General features: G+C 60.0%; 13 protein-coding genes and 3 tRNA genes. 5 read left to right on the top strand and 11 right to left on the bottom strand.

From position 1 onward, the window contains the following. Positions 1 to 582, bottom strand: coding sequence for an electron transport complex subunit RsxA (gene rsxA, locus EDC28_RS05055; protein ID WP_050657567.1), 582 nt, complete (start codon positions 580 to 582; stop codon positions 1 to 3). A 93-nt stretch (positions 583 to 675) separates the two neighbouring features. Between rsxA and EDC28_RS05050 the strand changes: the two genes are divergently transcribed. Then, entirely contained in the window at positions 676 to 1,554 is an 879-nt protein-coding gene (locus EDC28_RS05050; protein ID WP_050657568.1) for a DMT family transporter, read from the top strand. 11 nt (positions 1,555 to 1,565) lie between these two features. On the opposite strand, the gene EDC28_RS05045 is transcribed toward EDC28_RS05050, so the two are convergent. From EDC28_RS05045 to EDC28_RS05030, 4 genes are all read right to left on the bottom strand, one after another. After that, positions 1,566 to 3,425, bottom strand: coding sequence for an EAL domain-containing protein (locus EDC28_RS05045; RefSeq protein WP_083445718.1), 1,860 nt, complete (start codon positions 3,423 to 3,425; stop codon positions 1,566 to 1,568). 932 nt (positions 3,426 to 4,357) lie between these two features. Next, a tRNA-Asn gene (locus tag EDC28_RS05040) sits at positions 4,358 to 4,433 on the bottom strand. Positions 4,434 to 4,575: 142 nt separating this feature from the next. Next, positions 4,576 to 4,651, bottom strand: a tRNA-Asn gene (locus EDC28_RS05035). A gap of 56 nt (positions 4,652 to 4,707) precedes the next feature. After that, a tRNA-Asn gene (locus tag EDC28_RS05030) sits at positions 4,708 to 4,783 on the bottom strand. 606 nt (positions 4,784 to 5,389) lie between these two features. Between EDC28_RS05030 and EDC28_RS05025 the strand changes: the two genes are divergently transcribed. Next, a complete protein-coding gene (locus tag EDC28_RS05025) occupies positions 5,390 to 6,715 on the top strand; it encodes an MATE family efflux transporter (protein ID WP_123420871.1) in 1,326 nt (441 codons plus the stop codon). Continuing rightward, a complete protein-coding gene (uvrB, locus tag EDC28_RS05020) occupies positions 6,712 to 8,724 on the top strand; it encodes an excinuclease ABC subunit UvrB (RefSeq protein WP_123420870.1) in 2,013 nt (670 codons plus the stop codon). The genes EDC28_RS05025 and uvrB overlap by 4 nt, the downstream gene beginning before the upstream one ends. Positions 8,725 to 8,897: 173 nt before the next feature. Here uvrB and EDC28_RS05015 read toward each other — a convergent pair whose 3' ends face one another. After that, on the bottom strand, positions 8,898 to 10,211 hold the full coding sequence (locus tag EDC28_RS05015; RefSeq protein ID WP_123420869.1) for a sigma-54-dependent transcriptional regulator: 1,314 nt from the start codon (positions 10,209 to 10,211) through the stop codon (positions 8,898 to 8,900). Then, on the bottom strand, positions 10,192 to 11,478 hold the full coding sequence (locus EDC28_RS05010; RefSeq protein ID WP_123420868.1) for a sensor histidine kinase: 1,287 nt from the start codon (positions 11,476 to 11,478) through the stop codon (positions 10,192 to 10,194). Before EDC28_RS05010 ends, EDC28_RS05015 begins: the two co-directional genes overlap by 20 nt. Before the next feature lie 217 nt (positions 11,479 to 11,695). On the opposite strand from EDC28_RS05010, the gene EDC28_RS05005 reads away from it, so the two are divergent. Further along, on the top strand, positions 11,696 to 12,352 hold the full coding sequence (locus EDC28_RS05005; protein WP_123420867.1) for a hypothetical protein: 657 nt from the start codon (positions 11,696 to 11,698) through the stop codon (positions 12,350 to 12,352). Here EDC28_RS05005 and EDC28_RS05000 read toward each other — a convergent pair. Then, on the bottom strand, positions 12,345 to 13,241 hold the full coding sequence (locus tag EDC28_RS05000; protein ID WP_123420866.1) for a LysR substrate-binding domain-containing protein: 897 nt from the start codon (positions 13,239 to 13,241) through the stop codon (positions 12,345 to 12,347). The genes EDC28_RS05005 and EDC28_RS05000 overlap by 8 nt on opposite strands. A gap of 147 nt (positions 13,242 to 13,388) precedes the next feature. Between EDC28_RS05000 and EDC28_RS04995 the strand changes: the two genes are divergently transcribed. Next, entirely contained in the window at positions 13,389 to 14,780 is a 1,392-nt protein-coding gene (locus EDC28_RS04995) for an aspartate ammonia-lyase (protein WP_170164039.1), read from the top strand. 24 nt (positions 14,781 to 14,804) lie between these two features. Here the strand turns inward: EDC28_RS04995 and EDC28_RS04990 are convergent, their stop codons facing one another. The 3 genes from EDC28_RS04990 to EDC28_RS04980 all read right to left on the bottom strand — a co-directional run bounded on the left by EDC28_RS04990 (position 14,805) and on the right by EDC28_RS04980 (position 17,516). Next, complete coding sequence (locus EDC28_RS04990; protein WP_123420865.1) at positions 14,805 to 16,277, bottom strand: hypothetical protein; 1,473 nt, start codon at positions 16,275 to 16,277, stop codon at positions 14,805 to 14,807. A gap of 96 nt (positions 16,278 to 16,373) precedes the next feature. Continuing rightward, positions 16,374 to 17,150 carry a S1/P1 nuclease gene (locus EDC28_RS04985; RefSeq protein ID WP_170164033.1) on the bottom strand — a complete coding sequence of 259 codons (777 nt, stop codon included), beginning with the start codon at positions 17,148 to 17,150 and terminating at the stop codon, positions 16,374 to 16,376. Positions 17,151 to 17,237: 87 nt separating this feature from the next. Continuing rightward, positions 17,238 to 17,516: a DUF6587 family protein gene (locus tag EDC28_RS04980; RefSeq protein ID WP_336391503.1), complete on the bottom strand. Its 279-nt coding sequence runs from the start codon at positions 17,514 to 17,516 to the stop codon at positions 17,238 to 17,240. Positions 17,517 to 17,519: the final 3 nt, after the last annotated feature.

Here is a 17,519-nt window from a genome sequence, read left to right as displayed (position 1 = left end):
TTACAGCTTAACGAGGCCGGTAAAGCCCATAAAGGCCAGGGACATCAGCCCGGCGGTGATCAAGGCGATGGCCGGGCCCTTAAAGGGCACCGGCACGTCGGCGGCGGCCAGGCGCTCGCGCATGGCGGCAAAAAGGATAAGCACCAGCGAGAAGCCCACGGCGGCGCCAAAACCGTAAATCAGCGACTGCATCAAGGTGTGGTTTTCGTTGATGTTCAAAAGCGCCACCCCCAGCACCGCACAGTTGGTGGTGATAAGAGGCAGGAAGATGCCCAGCACCCGGTACAGCATGGGGCTGGTTTTTTGCACCACCATCTCGGTGAACTGTACCACCACCGCTATCACCAAAATGAAGGAGAGGGTGCGCAGGTAGCCGATACCCAAGGGCTCGAGCAGGTAGGTGTTGACCAGGTAGCTGCACAGGGAGGCCAGGGTCAGCACAAAGGTGGTGGCCAGGGACATGCCAATGGCACTTTCCAGCTTGTTGGATACCCCCATGAAGGGGCAGAGCCCGAGAAATTTCACCAGCACGAAGTTATTGACCAGCACTGTGCCTATCAATAACAGCAGATAATCGCCCATGGGTGGCTTGGTCCCCTTCGGCCAAAGTAGAATCAGCGGGTTATTATCGTGTTTTGTCCTCCCCTAAACAACAGGGGAGTCTGTGGGGTCTTTATGCCGTTAGTTGCCCTGGTCCTGGCCATGGCCTTGTGGGCCAGCACCTTTGTGGTGCTCAAGGTGGTGTTTGTGGAGGTATCACCACTGTGGGTGATTTGCGCGAGGATGTGGATTGCTGCCATTGCGCTGCTGGCCATGAAGCGGTTCTGGGGCAAAGCCCATTACCAAAAAGGTGATTGGCGCCTGTTTGCGGCTATGTCGCTGGCCGAGCCTTGCCTGTATTTCGTGTTTGAAGCCAAAGCCCTTTTATATACCTCGGCCGGCCAGGCCGGCATGGTCACCGCGGTGCTGCCGCTTCTTACCGTTGGCGGCGCGGTGTTGGTGTTAAAAGAAAAGGCCTCGCCACGGCTGTGGCTGGGGCTCGCCATGGCTCTGGTGGGGGTGTTGTGGCTGAGCGCGGCCGGCACTGTGTCGGCCGATGCGCCCAATCCGCTGCTGGGCAATAGCCTGGAATTTGCCGCCATGGTCTGCGCCGCCATCTATTCGCTGTCGCTGAAAAAGCTCTCCGACCGGTACTCGCCGCTGTGGCTGACCGCCATCCAGGCCATCAGCGGTTCACTGTTTTTCCTGCCGATGGCGCTTTTGAGCGCCCCGGTGCCGAGCGGGCTTAGCAGCCAGGCCCTGTTGTCCATGCTGTATCTGGGGCTGGGGGTCACCCTTGGGGCCTATGGGCTGTACAACTTCGCCATGGCCAGGCTCCCGGCGGCTAGGGTGGCGGTGTTTGTGAACCTGATCCCGCTCTTTTCACTGGTGATGGCCATGGTGCTACTTGATGAGCGGCTTAGCCCCAGCCAACTGCTGGCTAGTAGCCTGGTGCTGCTGGGGGTGATGGTGAGCCAGCAGGGAGCAGCGAGGGATGAAAAAAACGCCGCATGATGCGGCGTTTTTTATGGGTTCATGGTCAGGGCCGAGGGCCCGAAGGGTACCGGTCTTGCCAGGTAATAACCTTGCAGCCCATCGAGGCGAAGGTCGGTCAGCACCATGCGCTCTTCGGCGTTCTCCACGTTCTCGGCCAGCACCTTGACCCCCAGGCGGTGGGCGATGTCCACCAAGATACGCAGGTAATATTGGCCGTCTTTGTCCTGATCGATGGCGCGGCTGAGCGCCGCGTCCACCTTCACAAAGTCAGGTTTCAGGGCCTTGAAGAAGCGAATGGCGCCAAGGCCGGTGCCGAAACGCTCGATGGTGATGCGGCACGCCATCTTGTGCAGCAGCTCGATAAAGCGCTGGCTGGCGCCCACCTGGCGGATAAGCCCGGCTTCCGGCACCTCAAACACCAGGTGACGGGCAAGCTCGGGGTGGGCCAGCAGCTTGCGCTCCAGCCAAATCACAAAGTGTGGATCTTGCACCGTCAGGGCGTTGAGGTTGATGGCGTACATGGAGCGGCCAAGAGGTTTGCCTACCAGCTCCTTGAGCGCGCTTTCCATCACCAGTTTGTCCAGTTGCTGGATAAGCCCCAGGCGCTCGGCCATGGCCATTACTGAGGCGGTGGGTAGCAGCCGGCCGTCTTTGTCGTGGCAGCGGGCCAGAATTTCGGTGTAGTGCACCTCGTTGCGGTTAACCCCCTGAATGGGCTGGGCCAGCAAGGTCAGGCCCTGGCCGGTCAGCAGGTATTGGATATGGTCGCGCCATTGCTGCTGGGTGCGCTGCTCAAGGGATTTATTGGGGCCAAGGCCGGCGTCCACATGCCAGCCCGGCTGGCCCTGGGCCATGGCCAGCGACAAGGTGGTGTCGGCCAGGGACAGGGCGGCGGTTAAGGTGGTGTCTTTAACCAGGGCGCCGCCAATATAGGCGGGCATCTGTTCTTTGGACTGATTGCGAAGGGACATCAGCTCCGCCATCAGGTGCTGGGCAAACTGGTCCAACTCGCCCAGCTCGCCGGTGGCAACCAGCACCATAAAGTCGCTGCCCGAAAGGCGATAGCTGCGGCACGCCAGCTTTTTGCCTGACTGGCGCTTTAAGATCTGGGCGAGGTCGCGCAGGTATTGGTCGCCGGCGCTGTAGCCGTCTTCGTCGTTGATGGCTCTCAAGGCAGTGGCGCGAATAAGCAGCAGGCCAACGGCGTTTTTGTTGGCAAGCTCGCGGCCTAATTGGTCGTTAAAGGCGCGGCGGTTGGGCAGGGTGGTAAGAGGGTCGCTCAGCACCTGCTGGCTTAAGGCCTTGATAACCCGCTGCTGCTCGGCGCTTTGCTGCAATACCCGGGCGCGGGCTTCGGCAATGGCGGCAAGGGTGCCGTTAAAGGCATCCACCGAGATGCTGCCGGGCAGCTCTTCACCTTCGTCCAAGTGGTCGATGAGTTGGCTTAGCTCTTGGTCAACGATCTTCAGGCGCTCAAGGATGCGTTTTCTAATGAGGTAGACGAGCACGCCACCGGCCAGGGGAATAAGCAGTGCCAGCAGCAGCGCTATCTCAATCTGGGCATAAAGGGCGGAGCTGTCCAGGCGCCAGCGCAGGGGGCCAAGTTGCTGCTCCTTCGCCCCCAGCAAGACGCCCATAACGGAAGCGGCCAAGGTGCCGTGGCGAGGGGCGCGAGCTTGTGGTTGGGTGCCGGGGCGCTGCCATTGTAGCCAGTCTGGCGGCGCCGGGGAATCGGGTTGCTGTTGCCAGGCAATGGCACTTTGCACCGCTAGTTGCTGTTGCTCGGCCAATTGGGCACGGCCAATCATCACCAGGCTGAGGGTCATCAGCAGCCAGGCGACAAAAGTTAAGATAAGCAATGAGGAGGCAGAAGCTGCACCGGGTTTCATTGTTTTAATTCCCCTCCACTGGGCGCTCGGACGGTAGCTGTTGAATTTTAAACCAAAACAGCCTGACACCAGATCTAAACCATAACCCCTGGCATTTCCATGACAGGCTTTGAAAAAGGCGACGAAGACCGCTGGCAATAAGCCAAATTTCTTATATTGGCGTCGGCTCAGGGAAATAAGGCCTTTTTAAGAAAGTCTGGCGGTGTTGCGCCAGCTGCGTATCGGCGGCCCCTGGCTGCGCTTGAGAAAGCGTGCCTGGCTTTAATAACGATGTGACCTGCTAAAAAACGTGAGCCGGGCCGGGAAGGGGTTCCTCGACTGGCCATGCAGCCTGGTGCCTGGGGACTCAGCTATCAAAACAGGAAAAGAAAAGGCCAGCTGATGCTGGCCTTTTAGTGTTGGCTCCCCCGACTGGACTTGAACGGGGCCGCCGAGGTCAGTGACATGGCCTGCGAGGCAGGCCCCGTGCCTTGGGATTTCGCATATCAACGTCAGAAAAAGAAAAGGCCAGCTGATGCTGGCCTTTTAGTGTTGGCTCCCTCGACTGGACTTGAACGGGGCCGCCCAGGTCAGTGGCATGGCCTGCGAGGCAGGCCCCGTGCCTTGGGATTTCGCATATCAACGTCAGAAAAAGAAAAGGCCAACTGATGCTGGCCTTTTTAAAGTGGCTCCCCCGACTGGACTTGTACGGGGCCGCCGAGGTCAGTGACATGGCCTGCGAGGCAGGCCCCGTGCCTTGGGATTTCGCATATCAACATCAGAAAAAGAAAAGGCCAGCTGATGCTGGCCTTTTTAAAGTGGCTCCCCCGACTGGACTTGTACGGGGCCGCCGAGGTCAGTGACATGGCCTGCGAGGCAGGCCCCGTGCCTTGGGATTTCGCATATCAACATCAGAAAAAGAAAAAGGCCAGCTGATGCTGGCCTTTTTAAAGTGGCTCCCCCGACTGGACTTGAACCAGTGACATACGGATTAACAGTCCGCCGTTCTACCGACTGAACTACGGGGGAATAAATTGTCTCGCTTGTGCGAACCGCCGTGGCGGTGATTTGGCTCCCTCGACTGGACTGGTACGGGGCCGCCCAGGTCAGTGACATCAGCGCTAAGCTGGCTTTGCTGGGGGTCAACCAAAGGTTGAAAGCACTTCTTGTTTGGCTCCCTCGACTGGACTTGAACCAGTGACATACGGATTAACAGTCCGCCGTTCTACCGACTGAACTACGAGGGAATAAATTGTGTTGCCCTAGGGGCTGACACCGCGCCAGGCGCCATGTCGTTTTAAACTGGCTCCCCCGACTGGACTTGAACCAGTGACATACGGATTAACAGTCCGCCGTTCTACCGACTGAACTACGGGGGAGCAACGGTGGCGAATGTTATCCACGGCCTCTGGGGCTGTCAACACTAATGATACCCAGAAAAGTCCGATTGCTTGCCTTTTGGGCAAGATGACGGCCCATTGACCAAAAGTGCGTTTTTTCAGCCATCGACGGGGCGGGGGCGATCAGTTGCTTTCGTTACTTTAAACCGCAAATAAATGACTGATCCGTCCTCACGCCAGAGCCGGTAAGGGCTGGCTTAAGTTATCCACTTTTTCTGTGGATAACTCTGTGGGGAAAGGCGCAAGAGCCACACTTGGCGCGGCTTCGCCTGGAATTTGCGAAAAAAAAGCGCTATCGCCGTTCAGGTGTTTATTGCTTATAAATCAAATGGTTAAAAGGTAAGTAATTTTCTTACAGTCGGGCGCTTTCAGCTTTGTGACAAAGCTGTAATAGGATATTCAAGGTGTGAATTAACTTGCCGAAATAGGCCGGGCCAGGAGGGAAATGCCCGTGGGGGCGCGTAAGATAACGGCTTGGCCTGAGCCTGGCAAGAGGTGAGTGGGAAAAAGGCAGAAAACATGGTCGTTTTCGGCTCGGGGGCGTAAACTGGCCGCTTTCATTTATTTCTGTCTGGATTTTCATTCATGGCGCGCGCTGCACACGATCTGCTGGCCGGGGACATCAACAGTACCCTCAAGCAGATGACCGTCTCCCTGATGTGGGGGATGGCGACCATGATGACTTTCAACCTGGTCGATACCCTTTTTGTCAGTCGTCTTGGCACCCACCCGCTGGCTGCCATCAGTTTTACCTTTCCGGTGAGTTTTTTCCTTATCAGCCTCACCATTGGTCTGGGGATTGGCACCTCTGCGGTTATCGGCCATGCCCTGGGGCGGCGCTGCGCCGAGCAGGCCAAAGAGCAAGGCAATGCCGCCATCTGGTTGGGGGTGCTGCTGGTGGCGGTGCTGGCGATACTGGCCTGGCTGCTGCAAGACCCCATCTTCTCGGCCCTTGGCGCCAGTGCCGAGCAGCAAAAGCTGATTGCCCAGTATATGAACGTGTGGTTTGCCGGCAGCCCGATGCTGGCCATCCCGATGATCGCCAACGCCGTGATGCGCGCCAATGGCGATACCGTCACCCCCAGCCGCTTTATGGTGCTTGGCGGCATTATCAATGCGGTCATGGACCCGGTGCTTATTTTTGGCCTGGGGCCTTTTCCGCGCATGGAGCTGGCCGGCGCGGCGCTGGCCACGGTGCTGGCTTGGCTGGGCGGCTCGGTTGGGGTGCTGTTTATGCTGTATAAGCGGCAGCTGGCGCAGTTTTGTCTGCCAGGGCTCGCCATGGTGCGCCACTGGCGCTCCTTGCTGGTGATTGGCTTGCCAGCGGCTGGCGCCAATATGATGACCCCGCTTGCCATGGCCGCCCTTACCGCCATGGTGGCCCAGTTTGGCCCGGCAGCCGTGGCGGCCTATGGGGTTGGCTCACGGCTTGAATCCCTCTCTACCCTGGTGGTGCTGGCGCTGTCCATGAGCTTGCCGCCCTTTATCAGTCAAAACATGGGCGCCGGGCAGCTCGAAAGGGTGCGAAGCGCCTACAAAGGGGTGGTGCGCTTTGTGCTGGGCTGGCAGGGCCTGTTTTATGTGGCGCTGCTGGTACTGGCCTTCCCCATCAGTTGGGTCTTTGGTAAAGACCCCAAGGTGGCTGAATATATTCGACTTTTTATTTTCATCGTCCCCCTGGGCTACGGCCTGCAAGGGGTGGTTATCCTCACCAATTCGTCTTTTAATGCCATTCATCGCCCGGCCAAGGCGCTGACCATGTCGGTGCTGCGCTTTTTTGCCGCCGCCGTGCCGTTGGCTTGGCTTGGCGGGCATTTTCTCGGCCTGCCGGGATTTTTCGCCGGGGTGGTGCTGGCCAATCTGATTAGCGCGACCATCGCCTATCGCTGGTTTACCAAGGAGACGGCATGAGCAAAGACTTTATCCTGCATTCGGCCTACCAACCGGCCGGTGACCAGCCCACCGCCATTGCCCAACTGGTAGACGGCCTGGAAGCGGGCCTGGCCCACCAGACGCTGTTGGGGGTAACGGGCTCCGGTAAGACCTTCACCATGGCCAATGTCATTGCCAAATTGGGCCGGCCCACCATCGTCATGGCCCCCAACAAGACCCTGGCCGCCCAGCTTTATGGCGAGATGAAAGAATTCTTCCCGGAAAACGCCGTGGAATACTTCGTCTCCTACTACGACTACTACCAGCCCGAGGCCTATGTGCCGGCGTCCGACACCTTTATCGAGAAGGACGCCTCCATCAACGACCATATCGAGCAGATGCGCCTGTCGGCCACCAAGGCCTTGATGGAGCGGCGCGACGTGGTGATCGTCGCCTCGGTATCGGCCATCTACGGCCTTGGCGACCCGCAAAGCTATTTGTCGATGATGCTGCACATTCGCCAGGGCGACATCATCGACCAGCGCGCCATGCTGCGCCGGCTGGCCGAGCTTCAATACACCCGCAACGAAGTGGCGTTTAGCCGTGGCACCTACCGGGTGCGTGGCGAGGTGATTGACATCCACCCGGCCGAGAGCGACGAAGAAGCTGTGCGCATCGAGCTTTTTGACGACGAAGTGGAGCGCATCAGCACCTTTGACCCGCTCACCGGCCAGGTGCTCAGAAGCGGCCTTGGCCGCATCACCATCTACCCCAAGACCCACTACGTGACCCCTCGGGAGAAGGTGCTCGAAGCGGTAGAGAGCATCAAGGTGGAGCTTAAAGGCCGCCTTGAGGATCTTCGCAGCAACAGCAAACTGGTGGAAGAGCAGCGCCTGGCCCAGCGCACCCAGTTCGATATCGAGATGATGGTGGAGCTGGGTTATTGCTCGGGCATCGAGAACTACTCGCGCTATCTCTCTGGCCGTAACCCCGGCGAGCCGCCGCCGACCCTGCTCGATTACCTGCCGCCAGACGGCTTGATGATCATCGACGAGTCCCACGTCACGGTGTCGCAAATTGGCGCCATGTACAAAGGGGACCGTTCCCGCAAAGAAACCCTGGTGGAATATGGTTTTCGCCTGCCCTCGGCCCTGGATAACCGGCCGCTGAAATTCGACGAGTTTGAAGCCATAGCGCCGCAAACGGTGTATGTCTCTGCCACCCCCGGCAAATACGAGCTGGAGCGCTCGGCCGGCGAAATCGCCGAGCAGGTGGTGCGCCCCACCGGTCTTTTAGACCCGGTGGTGGAAGTGCGCCCGGTAGGCACCCAGGTGGACGACGTGTTGTCGGAAATTGGCAAGCGGGTGGAGGTCAACGAACGGGTGCTTATTACTACCCTCACCAAAAAAATGGCCGAAGATCTCACCGAGTACTTAAACGAGCACGGGGTGCGGGTCCGTTACCTGCACTCGGATGTGGACACGGTAGAGCGGGTAGAGATCATCCGTGACCTGCGCCTTGGCGAATTTGACGTGCTGGTGGGCATTAACTTGCTGCGCGAGGGCCTGGATATGCCCGAGGTGTCTCTGGTGGCCATTTTCGATGCCGACAAAGAAGGCTTCCTGCGCTCCGACCGCTCCCTTATCCAGACCATAGGCCGGGCCGCCCGTAACCTTAACGGCCGCGCCATCCTTTATGCCGATAAAATCACCGGCTCCATGCAGCGGGCCATGGATGAAACGGCGCGACGGCGGGAAAAACAAGAAGCCTTCAACCTCGAAAACGGCATCGTGCCCAAGGCGCTCAACAAGAAAATTGCCGATATCCTGCAACTGGGCGACAAGAACGACAGCGACGGCAAGGGCAAAGGGAAAGGCAAGGGCCGCCAAGACAGCGCTCCTTTGCATCTGGACGCCAAAACCCTGGCCAGCGAGATGGAAAAAATCGAGAAGCAGATGTACCAGCACGCCCAGAACCTGGAATTCGAAGAGGCAGCGCGCCTGCGCGACCAATTAACCACCATGAACGAGCAGCTTAAAGCATTGTAAAAAAGGCGGCCTGTGGCCGCCTTTTTAAAGCCCTAACTCGCTGGTGTAGTAATAAAGGGCCAGCATCACCAGGGTGATGATAATGAGCGCTGCTGCCTGCCAGAACTTTTTCATAAGGCGTTCCTGCTTTTTTCCTTACGTTAATGCCTGGGCGCCTTTTTGTTAACCGCTTTTTATGACAGGCCGTGTTTTTCCAGCCGGTACAACAAGGCCTTATAGCCAAGGCTGAGGTAGCGGGCGGTCTGGCGTTTGTTGCCGCCGTTAAGGGCCAGAGCCTTTTCCAGGCAGTGGCGTTCAAAGGCTTCCCAGTCCAGCCCACCGGCCGGCAGTTTGACGCTGAACTCGCTGGCGCCCTCGCCAAGGGGGCTGATGGGCATGTCTTCCCCCAGCAGTACCAGCCGCTCCATGCGGTTGGCCAGCTCCCGCACGTTACCCGGCCAGTGGTGGCTCATCAGCTTTTCCAAAAGGCCGTGGCCAAGAGCCGGCGGGTTAAGGCCGTGGCGGCGGGCATAGAGAGCCAGAAAGTGGCGGCAAAGGGCGGGGATGTCGTCGCGGCGCTCGCGAAGGGGCGGCAGGGTCAGGGGCACCACGTTCAGGCGATAAAAAAGATCTTCGCGAAAACGCCCGGCCTGCACCTCGGCTTTGAGGTCACGGTTGGTGGCGGCGATGATGCGCACATCGATGCTGCGCTCCTGGTGCTCGCCAAGGCGGGTGACCTTGCCCTCTTGCAGTACCCGCAGCAACTTACTTTGCAGCACCAGCGGCAGCTCGCCTATTTCATCCAAAAACAGAGTGCCGGTGCTGGCGGCCTCAAACTTGCCGGTTTTGGCCTGGGTGGCACCGGTGTAGGCACCTTTGTCGGCGCCAAAGAGTTCGCTTTCGGCCAGGGCCTCGGGAATGGCGCCGCAGTTGATGGCCACAAAGGGCTTTTGGGCGCGGCGCGACAACTGATGCAGGGCACGGGCCGCCAATTCCTTGCCGGTACCGGACTCCCCTTCGATAAGCACGGTGGCGTCGGTGTCGCTTATGCGCGCCAGCCGGCTTTGCAGCTGCTGCATGGCGGCGGAATTGCCGATGATCTCGGTGAGCTTGTGTTGGTCGGCAAGGGCTTGGCTCAGCCGCTGGTTGTCGGTTTTGAGGCGCTGGGCACGGCTGACTTTTTCAAGGGTCAGCTCCAACTCCTGGCGGCTAAAGGGTTTGGACAGGTAATCGTCGGCGCCCTGGCGCATGGCGTCCACGGCGTGGCTGATGGTGCCGTAGGCGGTCATCATCACAAAGGCCGGGCTCTGGCTTAGGCGCTGGGCGGCGCGCAGCAGCATCAGGCCGTCGCCGTCGCCAAGCTTCCAGTCGCTCAGCACCAAATCGACCTTGCCAAGATGAGGCTGGGCCTCGGCCACCGAGGCGGCCAGCACCAGCTCATAGTTGCCCAGCAGCTGGGCCAGCAATTGCCGTTGGTCGGCGTCGTCTTCAACCAGCAGCATGCGCATGGCTGTTCTCCGGCAGGTAAAGGGTGGCGACGGCGCCGCCTTGGGGGTGGTTGTCGAGGCTCAGGCGCCCGCCGTAACGCAGCCGCACCAGGCGCTCGGCAATATAGAGGCCCATGCCGGCGCCGTCGGCCTTTTGGGTGGCGTGAGGGGTAAAGAGCCGGGCTTTGGCGGCGTCACTGAGCCCCGGGCCCTGGTCACGCACCTCAATTTCAAGGCCATCTGCCAGTGCCGTCACCCTAAGGCTGGCCACCTTGCCGGGGGCCGCCTCCAGGGCGTTACTCATCAGCGAATGCAAGATGGCGCGAAGCTCCGACTCGTCTCCTTTCAAGGTGCAATGCTGGGGCAGTTGCAGCTGCCATTGGCCGCCGATGCTCAAGCGCACATCGGCCAGCAGTTCGGCCAGCACCAAGGGCTGCTGGCGGTTTACCCCCTGGGCCGAGAGGGTCAGCAGCGCCTTGATGTTGCTGTCCATCTGCTTGAGCTTTTGGCGGATGGCGTTTTTTTGCGGCTCGTCCAGCTGTCCTTCCAGAGTGAGGCCTATGGTGTGGATGGGGTTACGCAGGCTATGGGCAAGGCCACGGGCAATGTCGCCAAGCTCTGCCAGGTGGGCCTGGGCCCGCACCCTTTCTTCTTCCTGGCGCAATCTTTCCAAATCCCGGCTCATATGGTTAAAGCCTTCGATGGCGCTTTTCATCTCCCGCATGCCTTGGGGCTTTAAGGTGACCCCTTGCTCACCCTTGGCCAGGCGACTAAAACCGCTGGCCAGCAGCTCAAGGGGCCGCGAAAAGGCGTGGGCCAGCAGGTAAATCCCCAGCAGCGCCAGCAGTGAGGTGACCCCAAGGCCTATCCACAGCTTGATGTTGGCGCTTTTGACCACGGTAAAAGAAGGCGAAGGGGTGATGCGAAAGCGCTGCTGCTGGGCCTTTTTCAGCGCTTCACTTGCCTGGCGCCGGGCTTTTTCTACCTCCAGGCGCATTTTTTCCTGGTTGCGCTGGAGCTCGGCGCTTTTGATGCGCAGCACCTCTTGGCGCAACTGGGCAGCGTCTTTAGGGGCGTATTGGTCAAGCTCAGGCGGCACCTCGATATCCACCTCTGGCGGCTCCGGCACTTTGATGTCGTCCAGGACTTTATCCACCATTTCGTTGCTGATGACTGCCACTTCAAAGTTGATGTCGTCTTTTAAACTTCTCAGTAGCCACATCTGGGTGCCGGCCAGCAGCAGGAACAGGGCGCCAAAAAGGGCAAACAGGCTGTGTTTAACGCGCATAGAACCTCCGTTTGCAAGCACCCTAGCAAAGGGCCGGGGCGGCGCCTAGCGCCCACCGGCAGGCACTTTGCCGGCCAAAGTGCGCCTCAAATGGGGGCAGAGTCCCCATATGGGGACATCTCCATTGGTCGTTTTTTTATTAATATATTGAATTTTATAGGTTTTATGAGTTGGCATGACTTTCTCAATAGTGAGGGCCCAATTAAAGGAGCGTCTTATGAAAATGCTATCGCTATTGAGTCTTGCCACCCTGGCTGCCCTGCAAAGTGCCTGCGCCGCCGACGCCAATACCCCCAAAGCCGCGCCGGTGGCGATGACGGCCCCGAGCCCTGAAACCACGCCGCCCACAACCCTCCTCCAGGCGGCCCCAAAGGCGCCTAAGGCAGTGCCTGCTGCCAGCCCCGAGTCAACAGCAATGCACAAACACCGTTTGGTGATAAACACCGAGCAGCGCCACCTGGACTTGTCGGCGGCCAGTGACGAGGAGCTGCACCAAGCGCTGGTCAAGGAGCTTGGCAGCGAAGAAGAAGCGCGCCAACTGGAACAGGACATTACCCAGCAGCTGAAAATGGCCGAGATTGAGCGGGAAAAGGCAATGAAAATCGCCGAAGTACAGCGCATCAAGGCCCAGAAAATAGCCAAGGTGGCCATGGCCCGCGCCCAAAAGGAGCTAAAGCGGGTGCAGATTGAGCTCAAGGCCCACAGCGCCGAGCTTGGCAAGCTGCGGGTTATGCCGCCCATCCCGCCCCATATCGAGGTGCCAGACATCAAGGATGTGGATGTGATTGTCGATTTTATCGACCAGGCCGAGCTTAGCGACAGCGACCGCCAGACCATCGCCAAGGCGCTGGAGCGCAGCAAGGCCGCTAAGTAGCCGCCAGTTGCTGCCAGAGCCGGTCAAGGGCGGCCTTGTGCACCAGGGTGCAGCGATAGAGGCGAATTTCAAGGGGGGCCTGGTAGCGCGCCGGGCCCAGCTCTAGAAGGCGCCCGTCTGCCAGTTCCTGCTCGATGCAAAGCCTGGGCAGCCAGGCCACCCCCAGTCCTTTCAGGGCCATGCCTTTGAGGCCGTCGGCTATGGCGGTCTCAAAAAGGGTGCGAAGGCGAAGGCGCAGGCCGTCGTTGGCCAGCATCATGCGAAGGGTACGGCCCAAAAAGGCGCCCTGGGTGTAGGCCAGCAGTGGCACTGTTTCGTCGGTTTCGAGGTTCCAGCGCGGCTGGCCGTTCTCTCCTGGCGCACAGACCGGCACCAGGGCGGTGCTGGCCAGAGGCAGGGAAGGGAAGGTGGCGCTATCGAGTTGCAGGGCCGAGAGCGGATCGTAATAGACCAGCATCATATCGCACTGGCCTTCTCGCAGCTGGTGCACCGCCTCCTCCACGTTCAGCGCCGCCAGGCGAATGGACTGCTGGCTGCCAAGGGGCAGTTGGCTGAGCCAATCTGGGAAAAAGCTGTTGGCCAGGGAATGGGCGGCGGCGATATCCAGCACCTGGGCCTGGGCCGGTTGCAGGCCGCGCACCCTTGCCACCGCTTCGGCCAGTTGGTCGGTAACAGAGCGGGCGGTGAGCAGGAACAGCTGGCCTTCGCTGGTTAAATCGACCGGGGTCTTGCTGCGGTCGATCAGCGCGGCACCTACGGCGTCTTCCAGGGCGCGAATGCGGCGGCTAAAGGCGGGCTGGGTAACGTGGCGGCGGGCGGCGGCCTGGGAAAAGCTGCGGCAACTGGCCAAGGCCAATAAGTCTTCAAGCCACTTGCTGTCGATATCCATGGGTTGTCCGTTGGTTATGCCGAAACGGCATGAGCCTTGAAACAATAGCATTGGCAAAAGCCCTGGCCAAGGGCTCACCATAGCGCCACTTTTCACCCACAGAGCCGTACCGTGACCGCCTTTCCCCACCCCGCCAGTGACGCCCCCCTGTTTCGCCAGGAAAAAGACTTGTTAGGTTATTTGGATGTGCCTGCCAGTGCCTATTACGGGGTGCAAACCCAGCGGGCCCTGGACAACTTCCAGCTGACCGGTGTGCCCCTGTATCACTTTCCCAAGCTGATTTTGGGCCTGGCCATGGTGAAAAAGGCGGCGGCCCTGGCCAACGCCGAGCTGGGCCATTTGCCGGCGGCTAAAAAAGACGCCATCGTGCTGGCCTGTGACCGCATCATCGCTGGTGAATTTCACGACCATTTCGTGGTGGACATGATCCAGGGCGGCGCCGGTACCTCCACCAACATGAACGCCAACGAGGTGATCGCCAATATCGCCCTCGAACACCTGGGTCATGCCAAAGGCGCATACGGCCAGCTGCACCCCAACAACGATGTCAACCTGTCCCAGTCCACCAACGACGCCTATCCCACCGCCATCCGGGTAGGCCTGCAACTGAGCCATGCCGAGCTGGTGGACAGCCTGGCGGCGCTGCGCGACGCCTTTGGCGCCAAGGCCGGTGAGTTCAAGGACATCATCAAAATGGGCCGCACCCAATTGCAGGACGCAGTGCCCATGACCCTGGGCCAGGAGTTTGGCGCCTTTGCCACCACCCTGGGGGAAGACATCGAGCGTATCGAGGGGCTTTACGATCTGTTGCGGGAAGTGAACCTCGGCGGCACCGCCATCGGTACCGGCATCAACGCCGACCCTCGCTACGGCGCGCTGGCCACGGCCCATCTGTCCGACATTTGCGGCCATCCCATGCGTTTGGCCAAAGATTTGATTGAAGCCACCTCCGACATGGGCGCCTTCGTGCTCTTTAGCGGCATGACCAAGCGCCTGGCGGTGAAACTCTCCAAGATTTGTAACGATCTTCGCCTGCTCTCATCCGGCCCCCGTACCGGCTTTGGGGAAATCAACCTGCCGGCCCAGCAGCCGGGCTCCAGCATCATGCCCGGCAAAGTGAACCCGGTTATTCCCGAGGCGGTGAACCAGGTGGCCTACCAGGTGATTGGCAACGACTTGGCCATCACTCTGGCCGCCGAAGCCGGGCAGCTGCAACTCAACGTGATGGAGCCCTTGATTGCCTACAAGATTTTGGAATCCATGCGGCTGTTGCGCCGGGCCATGGACATGCTGCGCGAGCGCTGCGTGGTTGGCATCAGCGCCAACGTGGAGCGCTGCGAGGCGCTGGTGAACCAGTCCATCGGCCTTATCACCGCCCTTAACCCCCATATCGGCTACGACAACGCCACCCGCATCGCCAAGGAAGCCCTGGTAACCGGCAAGGGGGTGCTGGAGCTGGTGCGAGAAGAAGGGCTTTTGGACGAGGCGCTATTGGCCGAGATCTTAAAGCCTGCCAACATGGTCCGGCCCCGGATATAAAAAAGGCCCCGTTCGGGGCCTTTTTTATAAGCTGCTGTGGCTGCGGCTAAGGCGCAGGCTGTCGCTGGCGGCAAGGGTACTGGCCAGGCTTTGCTGCTGGGCCAGGCTTTCAAGCACGGTGCCGTAGTAGAGGGCATCGCTGCCGCCAAGGTTGTCGTCCCGCTGGTCTTGAAAGAGGGCGCTTTCACTGGCGCTTAGCAATTTCACCGTAACGCTGCCGGCGGCAAGGTCACTGGCGCTCATCAGCAGGTTTCCGCTGCTGTCTACCACCTTGGGCAGGTTGACCTGGCTGGCGGCCGGGCCCAGCACCTGCATGGCCATGTAAACCTTGCCGCTGCTGCTGTAGGCCGACACCAGGGTGCGCTGGTAATCAAACTGGCTGGCCGAGGCGCCGCCTAAGGTGACGCAGGCAAAGCTGGCGCCGCTGCAGCTGGCGCTGGTTTGCGGGTCGGCGTCAGACAGATTAAGGCTGCCGAGCAAGTTAACGTCTACCCCGGCGTCCGGGGCGCTGATGGCGCTATGGCGGGCGATGTCCCAATTGAGGTAGCTGCCGTTGGCGCGGTAATACCAGTTGGCGCTGGCCAGGCTGTCGCTGTAGCCAAAGCGGGTGTCGCTGGCGGCGAGGGTCTGCCAGTTGTAGATGTTGCTGTCAGACACCACTTTGAGCACCGCGTTGTCGGTGGCGTCTTCGTTTAAAAAGCTGATGGCCGGGGTCTGGTCTAGGGCGACCAGGTCGACCCCGTCGCAGCTGGCGCTTTGGCTGCAAAGGGCGCTGGCGCTGATAAAGGCGTAACCCACCATGTCGCTGGCCTTGCCGGTGTCACTGTCGTAATGGCCGTAGGCGGTAACCAGCAGCGGGTGGTCTTGGTAGACGGTCAGGGTCAGCTTGGTGTTGCTGGCGGTGGTGGTGACATCAACGCCGTTGTCCAGGCGGTAGATCACCGGCGCGGCGCTGAAATCGCCGGGCACGTTGATGTTCATATAGCCGGTGCTGCTGGCCGGCGCGCTGTAGGTGCCGCTCACGCAATTGCCGCTGGTGTTGCTGCTGGCCACGCTCAAGGTCATGGCCCCCAGCAGCGACGAAGAGAGCGCCGTGACGTTGTACTCGGTAAAGGCCTGGCCGATGGTGGTGGTAGTGACCGCCAGGTAGCCGCCGCTTGGCACGTCGCTGTCGTAAACCTGGACCTTGCCGCTGCTGTCGACGCTAAGGCGGGACGACAAACTGCCGTCGGCGTTGTAGAGGGCAACGGCCGGGTCGGTAACGGCGGTGGCGTAGTAGTAGGTGGCGTCGCCTTCACTGTTGCTGCTACCGGTCTGGTAATATACCTGGCATTTGGCGCTGTTGGTATTGGCGAGGCTATCGGATCGCAGTGTCACCAGTTGCAGGACGAAGCTGCTGCCTTTGGTGTCGGTGCTGTCCGAGCCACCGCCGCCACAGGCGGCCAGCAGCAGGGCGCTGAAAAAGGGAACAAGAAAACGCAGATTATGATTGGGCATGGGCAAGGTCTGATCAGGGCGAGTATGACACCCGCCCTGTATAACCCCAAGCCCGGCCGTTACCAATAACGGCCCGGATGTTTCCTTGGTTTTACCTTATTTGTCAGCGCCTTTGTCGTAAATGGCGTTGAGCATGCGCGCCAGGCGCTCGGCGCCTTTTTCCATACGCGCCTCAAGCACCGGGCCGAAGTGGTCTACGTATTCCTGGCCCATGGTCTTGTGCTTGGCGTAGTAGCGGTAAATGTCTTCGGTCACCTTGTAAGAGCCGTTGGCCCAGGCCAGCGGCTGGCCACCGGCATCTTTGGCGCTGGCAAGGCTGGCGAGCTTGTCACCAAAGTGCTTCCAGTCGTCGCCGCCCATGTGGCTGAGCATGCCGTAGTCCCAAATGCCGTGCAGGTTCTTCTGCTCGCCAAAGAAATCGCCCATGGCCTTGTTGCCGCCCCAGTCGTCTTCATAGCTCACGTGCAGCGGCTGGTGCAGGTCGCCCACAAAGTGCGACAGGAAAAAGAGCGCCTGCCAGTCACTGGGATCTTGGCTCAGCACCGCCTGGTAGTGGCGAATACCCGAGAGCACGCAGCCGTGCGGCGCGCAGTCGCCGGCGTCAACCTCGGTGGCGCCACGTTTGACGTTGATGTAGTGCAGCGGCTTGGACCAATCCCATTGGTGGTCTTTTTTGATGTCGTCAGCCCAGGTGCAGCTCTCGGCAAAAGAGCCGTACTGGCCTTGGCTGGCCACCACTTTATCCAGGGCGTGCTGGGTCTTGGGGGTAGTGAGGTCGTAGGCGGCCTGGCAGAACGCCTTGTGGCCGTTAAAGCCAAAGGCCAGAGCCTGGGTGGATAAGAGCAGGGAAAGAAGCCAGAAAAAATGACGCATGGTGGTTATCTCCTGTTTTTGTGGCGCCATTTTACCCGGCTTTGATGACAAGGCCAGAACAGCGAGACAGGAGGTCTGCGCGGCAGGTCAGACTTTGGTGCGAAAGATCTCCGGCCCGCTATGGGTGGGCTTGCTGGGGGCACAGCCTTTGCAGCTGCCGCAGCCGTCATCACTGCCGCAACCACCGGCCGCCGACAGCTGGCCGTGCAGCTTTTTCCCCAGCCAGCGGGCCGGGGCACTGCGCCCCGGGGTCAGCAGTTTATCGGCCAGGGCGCCTTGTAGGCGCTTGCTGGCGGGTACGTATTTATTCAGGGCCATCAGCAGCGCGGTCAGGACCACAATGGCCACGATAACCCCTTGAACCACTTC

The sequence above is a fragment of the Gallaecimonas pentaromativorans genome, assembly GCF_003751625.1.
Classification (GTDB): domain Bacteria; phylum Pseudomonadota; class Gammaproteobacteria; order Enterobacterales; family Gallaecimonadaceae; genus Gallaecimonas; species Gallaecimonas pentaromativorans.
This window is presented reverse-complemented; position numbering and strand designations above follow the sequence as displayed.

Bases quoted from the DNA above. Each gene is read 5' to 3' on its own strand.
- rsxA (WP_050657567.1), bottom strand. From the start codon at position 582: ATGGGCGATTATCTGCTGTTATTGATAGGCACAGTGCTGGTCAATAAC.
- EDC28_RS05050 (WP_050657568.1), top strand. From the start codon at position 676: ATGCCGTTAGTTGCCCTGGTCCTGGCCATGGCCTTGTGGGCCAGCACC.
- EDC28_RS05045 (WP_083445718.1), bottom strand. From the start codon at position 3,425: ATGAAACCCGGTGCAGCTTCTGCCTCCTCATTGCTTATCTTAACTTTT.
- EDC28_RS05025 (WP_123420871.1), top strand. From the start codon at position 5,390: ATGGCGCGCGCTGCACACGATCTGCTGGCCGGGGACATCAACAGTACC.
- uvrB (WP_123420870.1), top strand. From the start codon at position 6,712: ATGAGCAAAGACTTTATCCTGCATTCGGCCTACCAACCGGCCGGTGAC.
- EDC28_RS05015 (WP_123420869.1), bottom strand. From the start codon at position 10,211: ATGCGCATGCTGCTGGTTGAAGACGACGCCGACCAACGGCAATTGCTG.
- EDC28_RS05010 (WP_123420868.1), bottom strand. From the start codon at position 11,478: ATGCGCGTTAAACACAGCCTGTTTGCCCTTTTTGGCGCCCTGTTCCTG.
- EDC28_RS05005 (WP_123420867.1), top strand. From the start codon at position 11,696: ATGAAAATGCTATCGCTATTGAGTCTTGCCACCCTGGCTGCCCTGCAA.
- EDC28_RS05000 (WP_123420866.1), bottom strand. From the start codon at position 13,241: ATGGATATCGACAGCAAGTGGCTTGAAGACTTATTGGCCTTGGCCAGT.
- EDC28_RS04990 (WP_123420865.1), bottom strand. From the start codon at position 16,277: ATGCCCAATCATAATCTGCGTTTTCTTGTTCCCTTTTTCAGCGCCCTG.
- EDC28_RS04985 (WP_170164033.1), bottom strand. From the start codon at position 17,150: ATGCGTCATTTTTTCTGGCTTCTTTCCCTGCTCTTATCCACCCAGGCT.